We start from the raw sequence: 13360 nt of genomic DNA on the forward strand, positions 1-13360 counted from the left end.
CGCTTCACACCACCCCCTTCTCATGGAGGATTTTCCAGACCTTATAGGGCGTAATAGGAATATCAATGTGGGTGACGCCATAGGGCGAGAGGGCATCGACCACCGCGTTGACAATGGCGGCCGGGGCCCCGACCGTGGCCGACTCGCCTACGCCTTTGGCGCCCAGCGGATGATGCGGCGAAGGCGTAACGGTACGGGCTGTTTCCCAGCGTGGCGTTTCGACGGCCGTTGGCAGCAGGTAGTCCATGAACGATCCGCTCAGGATATTGCCTTCTTCATCATAAACCAGCTCCTCCATCATGGCCGGCGCGAAGCCCATGGTAAGCCCGCCATGAATCTGCCCCTCGACGATCATGGGATTAATCACGTGCCCGCAGTCGTCTACGGCCACAAACCGCCGGATTTTCACCTGTCCGGTGCCTTTGTCGATATCCACCACGCAGATGTACGAGCCAAAGGGGAAGGTCAAATTGGGCGGGTCATAGTAGTGGACGGCTTCCAGGCCAGCTTCCATGCCCGGCGGATGGTTGGTGTAGGCCGCCATGGCAATGTCCTGGATGGTCACGGACTTGTCCGGTGCTCCCTTGACGCGGAAGACGCCCGGTTCCCATTCCAGATCTTCTTCACTGACCTCCAGGAGATAGGCGGCGATTTTTCGGGCTTTCTCGCGCACCTTCCGAGCGGCCATGGCAGCAGCGGCTCCCGCTGTTGGGGTAGAGCGGCTGGCATACGTGCCCAGTCCGTAAGGAGCGGTATCGGTGTCGCCTTCTTCGATCTGGACGTGCTCGGCCGGGATGCCTAGCTCCTCGGCAATGATTTGCGCGTAGGTAGTTTCATGGCCCTGCCCCTGCGACTTGGTTCCAAAGCGCGCAATGGCTTTGCCGGTGGGGTGGATGCGCAGCTCGCAGCTCTCGAACATTTTAATGCCGAGGATGTCGAAGTGGCGCGACGGGCCTGCTCCGACAATCTCCGTAAAGCTGCTGATGCCAATGCCCATCAGTTCGCCCCGCGCGCGCCGCTCGGCCTGTTCGCGCCGCAGCGCTTCGTAGCCGATAAGGTCCATGGCCTTGCGCAGGGCGGCAGGATAGTTGCCACTGTCGTACTCCCAGCCAAGCGCTGACTTGTAGGGAAATTGGTCCGGCTGAATAAAATTCTTGAAACGGAGTTCGGCTGGATCCATGCCCAGTTTCTGGGCCAGCACGTCTACCAGACGCTCAATGGTATGAACCGCTTCGGTTACGCGGAACGAGCAGCGGTAGGCAATGCCGCCTGGCGGTTTGTTCGTGTAGACAGCGTCGACCTCGACAAAGGCATGCTTGATATCGTACGAGCCTGTGCAGATGGAAAACAAACCGGCTGGAAACTTGGAAGGATTAGCAGCGGCATCTGTGTAGCCGTGGTCCGCAAGCGTTTTAATCCGAAGCGCCGTGATCTTGCCGTCTTTGGTGGCAGCCAGTTCGGCCGTAATGTGATAATCGCGCGCGAATGAGTCGGCCTGGAGATTTTCAGACCGGTCTTCGATCCACTTGACCGGCTTACCCAGCAGCACGGAAGCCGCGATCGCGATGACATAGCCGGGATAGATGGGCACCTTGCCGCCGAAGCCTCCTCCGATGTCGGGGGCAATAACCCGAATTTTTTCTTCCGACAGACCTACGTGGCCAGCAACCAGAGCAAGGGCCGTGCGCACCACATGCGGCGCCTGGGTGGTCATGTAAACGGTGAGCTTGCCCTCGACGGGGTCATAGTCGGCCACGCAGCCGCACGTTTCGATGGAGGCTACATGAATGCGTGGGATGTAAAGCTGTTGTTTGACTACAACATCCGCTTCCTGAAATGCGCGTTCGGTAGCCTCCCGGTCCCCGATTTCCCAGTGCCAGATGTGATTGTCCGTTTTTCCCTTGTCGGTGCGGAGCACAGGCGCATCGGGCTCTAGTGCCCGGAACGGATCAATAACCGGCTCCAGGGGCTCATATTCAACTTCGATAGCTTCGACAGCGTCGGCGGCTATGTAACGGTCTGTAGCGATGACGGCGGCCACTTCTTGCGCCTGGTACATGACGCGGTCGGTGGGCAGGACCATCTGCGTGTCGCCCATCAGGGTGGGCATCCAGTGCAGGTTGTATTTTTCCAAGTCTTTGCCCGTAATGACCGCCACAACGCCCTCCATGGCCAGCGCCCGCTCTGCATTGATGTTTTTGATGCGGGCATGGGCAAAGGGGCTACGGACAATGTCCATGTAGAGCATGCCAGGCAGCTTGATGTCGTCCACGTAGCGCCCTTTACCGAACAGAAAGCGGGCATCTTCCTTACGCTTCATGCGATGCCCCATGCCGCAGATTGTAGGGGGCGTCCGGACTTCGGTTTCCATGGTTGTTCAGCGGTTGGGTGGTTGGCAGGAGGGTTCAGGAGCTGGCCGTGGTCTGCTCGCGCTCGCGCAGTTTGCGCGCCGCATACTGGATGGCCTTTACGATGTTGACGTAGCCGGTGCAGCGGCACAGGTTGCCCGAAATACCCCAGCGGATTTCATCTTCGGTGGGGTCGGGGTTTTTAGCCAGCAACTCGGCGGCACGCATGATCATACCCGGGGTGCAATAGCCGCACTGCAGTCCATGCTCCACATGAAACCCTTCTTGGAGAGGATGCATCTGGCCGTTTTCGGCCATGCCTTCGATGGTCTTGATGGTAGCGCCGTCGGCCTGCACGGTCAGCACCGTGCAGGATTTGACAGCCCGGCCGTTCATCAGCACGGTGCAGGCGCCGCAGTGCGTCGTGTCGCAGCCAATATGCGTGCCGGTCAGGTTCAGATGCTCTCGTAGAAAGTGCACCAGCAACAGCCGGGGCTCTACTTCGGCCGTATGCGTTGTGCCGTTGACCGTGAGGGTTACTGTTACGGTTTGCTTTGCCATGGCTTATTGACCTCCCTGGGCTCGCTCAAGGGCTCGACGAAAAGCGCGGCGGGTAAGCTCCCGCACCATTGCGCGTTTATATTCGGCCGAACCGCGCAGGTCCGACCGGGGGTTGCAATCTTCTGCGGCCATTTGTGCCGCTTCGTCGATGCGCTCTGGCGTAGGATGCTGACCCTTCAGGTGGGCGCAGGAGCGGGCGGCAAAAAGGGGCACGTGGGCGACGTTTGTCAGGCCGATTCCTACGTAGCTCAGCGTGCCGTCTTCGGCCAGCGAAAGCTGCACGGCCACGGCCGCTGTGGCATAGTCGCCCACTTTTCGTTCCAGCTTCTCATAGGCGCCCCCGCTTCGTGGCGGGGCGTCGGGATACGGATGGCCGTGAGGATTTCGTCCGGTTCCAGCGCCGTGGTGTAGAAGTCCAGGAAGAACTCCCGGGCCGGGATGGTGCGCTCGCCACGTGGCCCGACCACGACAAGCTGTGCGTCATAGGCCATCATGGTGGCGGGGTGGTCGTTGCCGGGGTCGCCATGGGCCAGGTTGCCACCGACTGTGCCCATGTTGCGCACCTGCGGATCAGCAATCCAGCGCGTCGTCTCGTAGAGGAGCGGGTACTTTTCGCGGATCAGCGGATGCTCTTCGAGCACGACTTCCCGGACCATGGCCCCGATATGCAGATATCCGTCTTCTTCCCGAATATCGTCCAGGCCGGGTATGCGCCGCAGGTCGATGAGCACTTCAGGCTCCAGGAGACGAAGCTTCATCATGGGCAGCAGGCTGTGGCCTCCGGCCAGTATCTTGGCAGTCGGGCCATGTTGCTGCAGGAGTGCAAGCGCTTCCTCCAGGCTGGTGGGAGCTGCATACGTGAATGGTGGCGGAATCATTGCTTCCCGGGGCTGGTGAGCACAAACGTTGAAGCCTTATTCAAGAAATTATAAATAATCGATTGGCTATGCTTGTTGCAACAGAAGAGAAAAGGGTGGGCTGGACGGAATTGTAACGATCTCGTAACGTGATCAGGGGATCTGACGGGCCACAAAAAAACCCGTGCCGAGGCACGGGGCAGCAAGGAGGGCACCATGAAACGGGTGGGCGGTACTGGACTCGAACCAGTGACCTCCTGCTTGTAAGGCAGGCGCTCTAAACCTGCTGAGCTAACCGCCCGGCATGAAAAAAGCGATTGCCGCGCCCGGCGTTCGGGTGGCAATCGCCGCTTTTTTGCAGAGCGGAAGACGGGACTCGAACCCGCGACCCTCAGCTTGGGAAGCTGATGCTCTACCAACTGAGCTACTTCCGCTCATTCATTGCCGGCTCTTCGGGCACAGGCAATTTTTATTTTAACATCGACCATCGGCGCTGTCAAGAGCTCCTGTACCCTGAGTTGCCGGCGCCGCAACACATCCAGCCTCTTCTATCGCTCAATCCCTTGTCTAGGTTCCACGCAACCTGACTGGCGGGTGGGCGTTTCAGCAGCCGTTTTTGAGGGAAAAGAGCTTTTGCAGCAATAGACTCGAACGAGCTATGCCCAAGCGTACGTATCAGCCAAGCCGCCGCAAACGCCTGAACACGCACGGATTCCGGGCTCGGATGAAAACCAAAGATGGGCGCAAAATCCTGGCGCGCCGTCGCAAGAAAGGTCGCAAGAGCTTAACGGTCAGCGACCGGATGTCGGGCAAGTGAGCCAGTTATCAGGGTGGCGGCACTGCAGGAGCAGGCACTTTCCGGAGGCGGACCGCGAGGCACGAACCGATTGCCGCGGGCTTTCCGATTGCGGCGTCAGCGGCTCATTCGGCCGTTGTTCGACCGCTCGCGGACTGATGTCGGAACGATAGCTAAAGGATGCGTGCGGTTGCTCTACCGCATTGTGCCGCGATGCGAGGTGGGGGTTAACGTGCCCGTGCAGGTGGGCTTTTCGGCTGGCCGACAGGCCCGGCGCGCGGTCGTGCGCAATCGTATCCGTCGTCTGCTCCGGGAAACCTATCGCCTGCACCAACATCCCCTGGTGGCCTTGTTTCGCAATCGGTCCGACACGCTTACGCTGATGATTCTTTACCGAGCCGATCCGGCCGCTGCACGCGAGTGCATTCGACGCGACCTCCCCAGAGCGCTGCAACGCCTTACGGAACAGCTCAAAAACACGTTACTTGAAGGCTGAACGGAGGCGGAACAGCACTCCGTCCGGTCCGTATCCTGCTCCGTTTTGACCAGGAGGATTAGCTGGAGCCCTACCGTGGATCGCAACGTTGTCATTGCTACGATTCTGACGGCGCTGATCATGTTCGTCTGGCTGTGGTGGCTGGCGCCGCCGCCTCCACCGCCGACAACCGCAGCGCTTGACACCTTGCAGGAGGAAGCAGGACCGCAGGAAGTGCTGGCAGGAGAGGACGCTTCACCTGCTACGCAGGAGCCGCTGCTGGCTGGACCGTTGCATGACACGTTGTTCGCTGCTGCCCAGAACGGACAGGCGCGCATTATTACCATAGAGACCAATCTCTACGAGGCGCAGCTTTCCACGAAGGGCGCTACGCTCACCTCTCTGCGGCTCAAAAAGTATCGGCAGTATGACTTTGAGACGCCCGTTCAGCTTATTGATACTACCAAGCCAGGTGCGCTAAGCCTCGTCTTTACAACACCTGCCAACCATCTGGTCGATACGCGGGCGTTGTATTTCCAGACCAATGTCGCGGCAGATACGCTTCGCGTAACGGAGAGCCCGGTTGAGGTGGCCTTCGAAGTACCTGTAGGGGCTGGTCGCATTCGTCAGGTTTACACCTTTGCGCCGGATGATTATGAGGTGAAACTCCGCGTCGAGCAGGTCGGGGCCGCTACGTTTAGCACCATTGAAGGGTACGAGCTGGTCTGGAACGGAGGGGTACCGTTTGCTGAGCGCGATCGCGACGATGAGGCGCGGCACAGTGGGGCTTTTGCGCGTAGCGGAGGCGAACTGGAAAAGATCACCCTGGATCGGCATCGCACAGAGGAAAAACGTCTGGCCGGGCAGGTCGACTGGGTAGCCGTCAAAAACAAGTTCTTTACGGCTGTAATAATTCCCTCCGGAGAAACACGGGGAGCAGAGCTGGTCGGCGAGCGGCTGGGCGATCCGGAAGAACCTTTCTACTGGGAGGATTATGCAGCCCGGCTCCTGATGCCCCGGCCCGAGGACGGGCAGGTGGATGAATTCCGGCTCTACTTGGGGCCCATGGAATACTTCCGGCTGGCTCGCTATGATCTGGGCCTGTACGACATGGTCGATTACGGTTGGGATGCCTTTGAGTGGATGACCCGGCCGCTGGCCAAGTTTGTTTTTATTCCGCTTTTTACCCTGCTGGGTCGCCTGCTGGGCAACTATGGGCTGGCCATCATTCTCTTTGCCCTGCTTGTCAAGATTGCGCTCTATCCGCTTACGCGCGCATCCTTCCGCAACATGGCACGGATGCGGGAGCTGCAGCCTGAGCTGGAAGCGATCCGCGAAAAGTACGCGGACAATCCGCAAAAGCAGCAGGAAGCCATGATGAAGCTCTATCGGGAGAAAAAGATCAATCCGCTGGGCGGATGTCTCCCGATGCTGCTGCAGTGGCCCGTGCTGATTGCGCTCTGGCAGTACTTTCAGCAGTCCCTTATCGTGCGCCAGCAGGCGTTCCTCTGGGCTCAGGACCTCTCGGCTCCTGACCCCATTTTGCACCTTCCCTTCAAGATTCCGCTGTATGGGGATTTTGTGGCCGGATTCACGTTGCTGATGGGCCTTTCCATGATTATTCAGATGCGGATTCAATCGGCCTCAGCACCGTCGAATCCACAAACGAAGATCCTGACCTATATCTTTCCCATTTTCATCTTTGCGATTTTCAATCGGCTTTCCTCGGCCCTGAACCTTTACTATCTCTGCTACAACATCTTTTCGGCTATTCAGCAGTTCTTTATCAATCGCGCCTTAGAGAAAGAAAAGGCCCGGGCTGCAGTCGATGGCCAGGGAGACCGCCGGGCTGCCCAGAAAGTAACGCGTAAGGCAACCAAAAAGCAGGGCCACAAGAAAAAAGTGCGTAGCCGTCGGTAGCCTGCGGTAGGTGGGGTGATGATGCGGCGAGGCGACACGATTGCAGCTATTGCTACCGCCCGCGGACGGGCTGCTCTGGCGATCGTGCGCCTGTCCGGTCCGGATGCCTGCCGGATTGCGGCTGCCTGCTTTCAGGGAGCTGATCTCCAGACCGTGCCTTCGCATACGGCGCACTTCGGGTATGTGGTAGGTCCGGAGGGCACACCTATCGATCAAGTGGTAGCTACCGTCTTTCGGGCACCGCGCTCCTACACGGGCGAAGACATCGTAGAACTGACCTGTCATGGAGGAGACCTGGCGCCTCAGCTCATTTTAGAAACGCTCCTGCATCACGGCGCGCGGCTGGCCGAACCCGGTGAGTTTACGCTCCGGGCCTTTCTGAATGGCAAGCTTGACCTGGCGCAGGCTGAGGCGGTAGCCGACTTGATTCACGCCGGTTCAACGCGAGCGCATCGCGTATCGCTGGCCCATCTTCAGGGACGGTATTCAGAGCAGTTGCAGCGCCTGCGTAGCGACCTGCTGGAACTGTGCGCCTATGTGGAGCTGGAGCTGGATTTCTCCGAGGAAGATGTGGAGTTTGCCGACCGTGCCCAGCTTGAAGCCTTGCTGGATCGCACGGAGCGCCTGCTTGATGAGCTGTTGCGTTCCTACCGGTTGGGCGAGCTCCTCCGTGATGGCGTGCGCGTGGTGATTGGCGGACGACCGAACGCGGGCAAATCGACGCTGCTCAACGCACTACTGGGACAAGACCGCGCCATCGTTAGTCCCCTGCCCGGTACCACGCGCGACCAGATCGAAGCCGAAGCGGAAATCGAAGGGCTGCGCTTTCGGTTTGTCGACACCGCCGGACTCCGCACCACGGCCGATCAAATCGAAGCAGAAGGCGTGCGCCGGGCCCAGCAGGCTATTTCAAACGCCGATGTCCTTGTGTATGTGTTTGATCTGACAGTGGGGTTGGATCCTGAAGAAACAGCTTACCTGAAGCAGTTGCAGGCGGAGCAGCCAACCCTTCCGGTTATCGTGGTGGGCAACAAGCGGGATCTCTTGGAAGAGGAGCCGGCGCTACCGGCGCTGGACGGACCGGCACTGACGCTTTCGGCCCGGCAGGCACGCGCAGACGCTACCCAACTGCAACCGCTTATTCAGGCGTTGGTGACGGCTGTAACGGCTGACCTGGCCAGCATGGAAGACTCAGCCGTTGTAATGAACCAGCGACACCGCCAGCATCTGGCCCGTGCGCGCGAGGCGGTGCAGGCGGCTCGTGCTGCGCTGAATCAGGGCGTCGGGGGGGATTTGCTGGCACTGGAGCTCCGCCGGGCGCTCCACGAACTGGGAGCCATCACCGGCGAGATCACCACGGAGGATGTGCTTGATCAGATCTTCTCCCGTTTCTGCATCGGCAAATAGGAGGCTACAGCGCAGGAAACGTGACCGTGAACGTAGTGCCTCGACCGGGGGCTGAGTCTACTGTGATGTGGCCATGCATCTGCTCAACAAGCCGTTTGGTAATGGCAAGACCTAGGCCACTGCCTTCGCTACGGTCCTGTTCGGAAGGGGCGCGCTGGAACGGTTCAAACAGGTGCGGCAGAAAGGCGGGGTCAATCCCCGGCCCCGTGTCTGTCACACGCAGCACCACGCGGCGGCTCTGGTCGGTCGTCTCAACCTGCAGGTCAACGCGCACTTCTCCCTGGGTGGTATACTTGAGGGCGTTGGCTACCAGATTGGTTACAATCTGATGCAGCCGCCGCGGATCGCCCAGCACCGGGGGGACCTGCCGAGTGTGGACAATAAGCGCCAGGTTTTTCTGTTCAGCCAGCGGTTGTAGTTCTGCGACAGCTTCTTCAACGATCGTATGCAGCGCGCAGGGTTCGGTCTGGAGCACGAGCCGCTCCGCTTCCAGGCGGCTCAGTTCCAGGATGTCGTTTATCAAGCGGAGCAGCCGGCGGCCTGAGCGTTGAATAATTCCTGTAAATTCCCGTAGCGGTTCTAAGGCGTGCACCGCGAGCTGTTCGTCGAGCAGTTCTGCAAAACCCAGGATGCTGTTAAGGGGGGTGCGAATTTCGTGACTCATGTTGGCCAGGAAGGCTGCCTTCAAGCGAGCGGCTGCTTCGGCTTCGGCGCGGGCACGTTTCAGTTCCTGTTCGTATTTGACCAGCTCCGTAATGTCATGGTTGAGACCCATGAGGCCGATCAGGCGGCCTTCCGCATCGCGGAGCGGTTCAATGCGCAGCTCGTCCCAGAATCCCGTTCCGTCTTTCCGGTAGAAGTAGATGCGGGTGTGGACCGGAAGGCCTTCGCGCAGGCATTGCTCGATCGTTTCCAGCGTTTTCTGATCGGTCTGGGGGCCTGCCAGGAATTCCATTGGGCGACGGCCGTAGACATCTTTCAGCGTGTAACCGGTCAGACGCGTAAAGCCTTCGTTGAGCCACTGCACGCGGCGTTCGGGGTCCGTGATGACCACGCCGGAGGAAGTCTGACGGGCTACTTCGGCTAGACGGGCGTTTTCAGCCTGCAGGCGCTGGGTTTCCAGAATGAGGGTGGCCAGCGCAGCGCCTCGGGCCAGCACATCCTTTTCGGCGACTTCGGGTGCCCGGACTGTAGGAAAGTACACGGCGATCGTCCCGAGCACTTCACCACGAGCATTCTGAATAGGGTAGGACCAGCAGGCGCGGAAATTAAAACGTTCGGCCAGCTCCCGATAGGGCGTCCAGCGCGGATCTGCATGAACGTCGGCTACCCAGACAGGAGCACGGGTAAAAGCTGCTGTCCCACAGGAACCGACTTCGGGGCCGATGGCCAGTCCTTCAATGGCTGCATCGTATTCGGGGGGCATGTGCGAAGCGCCGCGGTAGAGACGACCTTCGCAGAGCAGTTGGATGGTACAGGTGCTGTCGGAAAGGCGCTGTTCAAGAGCCGTGCACAGGGCGTCGAGCAGAGCTTCCTGAGGGGTGCCTCGAAGAAGATGCTGCAGGATGCGGCTTTCGGCTTCGTAGAAGCGTGCCTGCCGTCGCACCTCGCTCGTGTGTAGCATGACGCCCAGAATGGCCGGGCGCCCTCGATAGGTAGTAGCTGAGCCAATTACCTCAATGTCTACGACATGTCCTTGGCGATGATAAGCCCGCAGGGCATAATGGACGGTTTTGACTTCTCCCGAAAGCCGACGGCGGATTTGCTCTTCAATGAGCGGCAGATCTTCGGGATAAGCCAGTTCAGCAATGGTGCGACCGATCAGCTCTTCAGGATGCTCATAGCCCAGGAAGTTGGCAATGTACCGATTTACGTAGACAAAACGGTTGTCTTGAATCAGATAGACACCGATCAGATCCTGCTCGGCCAGAATGCGGTAGTGACTTTCTCTTTCCTGGAGGACTTGCTCCAGTTCATAGCGGGGACGGAGGTCACGGAAGATGCCAATCAGGGTCGGGCGGCCGTCAAGCGTGATGCGGGAAGCGCTGATTTCGACAGGGATGCGGGTGCCATTGCGATGTAAAACTTCAACTTCTTCGATAGCCTGGCCTGTTTCAGCATGGCGTTGAAAGATAGTCTGATAGCGTTCCCGTTTTTCCGGGGGGTGTAGTTCGAGATGGTGCATGCCTCGAATCTCATCGCGCGTGTAGCCGATGAGTTCGCAGGCCCGTGGATTAGCATCCAGCAGGCGGCCTGTTTCAACATCGGCCAGAAAGATGGCGTCGTTGGCCGCCTCAAAAAGAACGCGGTAGAAGTCTGGCTGCTTTTCTAAAGGAGAACTCATGAGGGAGTGGGCTGCGTCAGCAGACGGTCCAGTTCGCGATAGAGCGTCAGGCGGTCAATGGGTTTGATGAGAAAGCCGTCAAACCCTTCGGCCAGAAAGTCTTCTGGGCGAAAGGGTTCGGCATAGGCGGTTTGGGCCACAATGGGTACGTGATGGTAGGCAGACCGTCGCCGTATTTCGTGAAGAAGCGCCTGCCCGCTGAATCCGCCGGGCAGGTTCAGGTCCAGCAGAATCAGATCAAAAATTTGATTGCGCACCAGGTTTGCTTCAATCAACTGGAGCGCTTCGCGTGCATCGGAAGCCCGGGTAACCTGGGCCACTTCCTGGAGGGCCAGTTCTAGAAACCGAGCGTTTTCGGGGTTGTCTTCGACGATCAGGATATGGGGGTTGCGTTCTCGAAGGCGTTGCTGGAGCCGGTGCAGGTCGCGGGCTTCTGGATGCAATGCCGAAGGTGTAGAAGACGGTTGCATGGTAAGCAGCGGCAGGTACACTGTAACGGTGGTGCCGCGGCCGGGCGCGGTGTCCACGTTGATGCGACCTTGCATCGCTTTAATAAAGCGATAGGCTACAGCCATACCCAGCCCGGCGCCTTCGTGGCGTCGGTTTAAGCCCTCGGATTCCTGGCGAAAGGGTTCAAACAGGCCCGTGCGGGCAAACTCGGGATTCATGCCGGGGCCGGTGTCGATGACCTGCACCCACCCTTCGTGGCTGTTTCGACCAATTCGCACCCGAACCTCGCCCGTTTCGGTAAACTTGACGGCGTTGTGCACAATGTTGGCGAGCGTTCGGTAAAGCGCCTCTTCGTCGGCGACGACCCGTATGGGGCGTTCCGGGATTTCTGTTTTCAGGGCGAGCCCCTTCTCGCGGGCCATGGGAGCGAAGTCGGTTTGCAGGCGATGAACCAGTTCGTTCAGGCTGACGGCTTCTGTTTCCAGCCGGCGTCGCTGCGTTTCGAGCAGGCTCAGGTCCAGCACATCGGAGAGCAATCCTAGCAGGCGGCGACCGCTGTCGCGAATGACTTCGAGAAACTGCAGGAGTTCTGGAGGGATTCGGTCAGCAAGCTCATCGCGAAGCAGTTCGGCGTAGCCCAGAATAGTGCTGAGAGGGGTGCGGACCTCATGGGTCATCAGTTCCAGGAATTTGTGTTTGAGCTGGCTGGCTTCTTCGGCTTTCTGACGGGCCTGTTTAAGATACGTCTCCGCTTCGCGCTGGGCGCTGATGTCTCGAAAGAAACCCAGCACGGCAGGCTGCCCTTCCCAGAGGATGTTGATGGAAGTGGCTTCAACAAGAATTTCTTTGCCATCTTTGCGTTGAAGCCAGAGCTCGTAGCAGGGGGGAACGGGGAGTCCCTGAGCTCGGCGGGCCAGACGTTCCTGAACGACCGGGATACTCTGGGGAGCTACGAGCCGCAGGGCATCGAAGCCTGGTGCGGTTAATTCTTCGGCGGTGTAGCCGGTCAGGCGGGCAAAGGCCGGGTTAACCAGCAGGAATTGTCGGTTGCGGCGGACGTACATAGGGGCGGGTGCGTTTTCAAAGAGGGCCTGGTACTGGGCTTCGCGTTCGGCTAGACGGCGGGCGGTACGTAGCTGCTCACTTACATCCCACATAAAAAACAGCACGGCCGGTTCGCCCTCCCAGGTGATGGGGACGCCCCGGAAGTCTACAATGGCAGGCTGACCGTCTAGGCGCTGAACGCGGCCTCGGCCGTGGACGGGCTCGCGCTGCTTGATGACGCGCCGGAGGTATTCCAGCGCAGCTTCCAGGTTGTCCGGATAGATCAGATCGGCAGCCGTTTTGCCCAGCAAGTCTCCCGGTTTTCTGGCGCCGAAGAGCCGGGCCATGGCAGGGTTCGCATAGACGACCTGGTTGCGGCCGTAGACCCCTGTCGCGATGGGGTTGTTTGTGACAAGGTCTTCGTAGCGTTGCCGGGCTAATTCCAGTTCCTGGCGCGTCTCCTGCTCTTCGGTTACGTCGAGTAGAAGGCCACGCAGGCGATAGGGGCGTCCCTGGGCATCGGGCACGACCGTGATGATATCCCGGATCCAGACCACGCGGCCGTTGGCGTGGATCATGCGGTACGTGATGTCATGATCTTCGCCGCGGTCGGTTGTTTCGCGGCAGTAGGCAACCGTTTGCGCGCGGTCTTCCGGGTGGATATGAGCGATCCAGAAATCCGGCTCTTTCAGCCAGCGGGTGGTGGGATAGCCCAACAGCTCTTCGGCCTGGGGGCTGACATAGGTAAAGCGGAAGGTCTGGGCATCGGCTTCCCAGAACACCGCCCGGAGGCTTTGCACCAGCGTGCGGAAAAAGGTATCGGATACAGGGAAAACTGTACCCACGTCCAGCGCAGCCAGTAGCAGCGGAGGATCCGACGGGTAGGGAAGCGCCAGCAGCAGAAGGGAACCGGTAGGTGGGGCTACGAGGTACGCCTGGGGCGCCGGCGGAGGGTGCTGGCGCACATCTTCGAGCCACCGTTTGGCTTCCGGTGGCAGCCGATTGGCCAGTTCCGCCGGCAACGGCGTTTCCGGCGTCGGTGTCCAGCAGATAACCGATACTGTCTCCATGACCGGGGAGGTCCTGAGCACACCGGCTGGCTGAACAAAAAGCATACCTGGGGCATCTGTGAATCTTTACATTCAAGAAACGATGAGG

Annotated in this window: 8 protein-coding genes, 2 tRNA genes and 1 pseudogene; 4 read left to right on the forward strand and 7 right to left on the reverse strand. The window is 59.4% G+C overall.

Annotated elements, in window-relative coordinates; all coding sequences use genetic code 11:
* Positions 1-4: 4 nt before the first annotated feature.
* The 5 genes and pseudogenes from BUA15_RS03765 to BUA15_RS03785 all read right to left on the reverse strand — a co-directional run bounded on the left by BUA15_RS03765 (position 5) and on the right by BUA15_RS03785 (position 4200).
* The gene (locus BUA15_RS03765; RefSeq protein ID WP_072714649.1) at positions 5-2371 is read right to left on the reverse strand and encodes an aerobic carbon-monoxide dehydrogenase large subunit; all 2367 of its coding nucleotides are present in this window, start codon (positions 2369-2371) and stop codon (positions 5-7) included.
* Positions 2372-2405: 34 nt separating this feature from the next.
* Positions 2406-2909 carry a (2Fe-2S)-binding protein gene (locus tag BUA15_RS03770; protein WP_072714650.1) on the reverse strand — a complete coding sequence of 168 codons (504 nt, stop codon included), beginning with the start codon at positions 2907-2909 and terminating at the stop codon, positions 2406-2408.
* A 3-nt stretch (positions 2910-2912) separates the two neighbouring features.
* A pseudogene (locus BUA15_RS03775) lies at positions 2913-3787 on the reverse strand (FAD binding domain-containing protein).
* A gap of 205 nt (positions 3788-3992) precedes the next feature.
* Positions 3993-4067, reverse strand: a tRNA-Val gene (locus BUA15_RS03780).
* Between the two features lie 60 nt (positions 4068-4127).
* Positions 4128-4200 (reverse strand) — tRNA-Gly (locus tag BUA15_RS03785).
* A 224-nt stretch (positions 4201-4424) separates the two neighbouring features.
* Between BUA15_RS03785 and rpmH the strand changes: the two genes are divergently transcribed.
* The 4 genes from rpmH to mnmE all read left to right on the forward strand — a co-directional run bounded on the left by rpmH (position 4425) and on the right by mnmE (position 8364).
* Positions 4425-4583 (forward strand): 50S ribosomal protein L34, encoded by a 159-nt coding sequence (gene rpmH, locus BUA15_RS03790; protein ID WP_012845243.1) that lies wholly within the window; start codon positions 4425-4427, stop codon positions 4581-4583.
* Between the two features lie 13 nt (positions 4584-4596).
* Positions 4597-5058 carry a ribonuclease P protein component gene (locus tag BUA15_RS03795; protein ID WP_084660511.1) on the forward strand — a complete coding sequence of 154 codons (462 nt, stop codon included), beginning with the start codon at positions 4597-4599 and terminating at the stop codon, positions 5056-5058.
* 75 nt (positions 5059-5133) lie between these two features.
* The gene (yidC, locus tag BUA15_RS03800; RefSeq protein WP_072714651.1) at positions 5134-6957 is read left to right on the forward strand and encodes a membrane protein insertase YidC; all 1824 of its coding nucleotides are present in this window, start codon (positions 5134-5136) and stop codon (positions 6955-6957) included.
* Between the two features lie 21 nt (positions 6958-6978).
* Complete coding sequence (gene mnmE / locus BUA15_RS03805) at positions 6979-8364, forward strand: tRNA uridine-5-carboxymethylaminomethyl(34) synthesis GTPase MnmE (RefSeq protein ID WP_178139383.1); 1386 nt, start codon at positions 6979-6981, stop codon at positions 8362-8364.
* A 4-nt stretch (positions 8365-8368) separates the two neighbouring features.
* On the opposite strand, the gene BUA15_RS03810 is transcribed toward mnmE, so the two are convergent.
* Both BUA15_RS03810 and BUA15_RS03815 read right to left on the reverse strand, forming a co-directional pair.
* Positions 8369-10708 (reverse strand): PAS domain S-box protein, encoded by a 2340-nt coding sequence (locus BUA15_RS03810; RefSeq protein ID WP_072714653.1) that lies wholly within the window; start codon positions 10706-10708, stop codon positions 8369-8371.
* Positions 10705-13272, reverse strand: a complete 2568-nt coding sequence (locus tag BUA15_RS03815; protein ID WP_072714654.1) for a PAS domain S-box protein — start codon at positions 13270-13272, stop codon at positions 10705-10707. Before BUA15_RS03815 ends, BUA15_RS03810 begins: the two co-directional genes overlap by 4 nt.
* Positions 13273-13360: the final 88 nt, after the last annotated feature.

Source organism: Rhodothermus profundi, assembly GCF_900142415.1.
Classification (GTDB): domain Bacteria; phylum Bacteroidota; class Rhodothermia; order Rhodothermales; family Rhodothermaceae; genus Rhodothermus; species Rhodothermus profundi.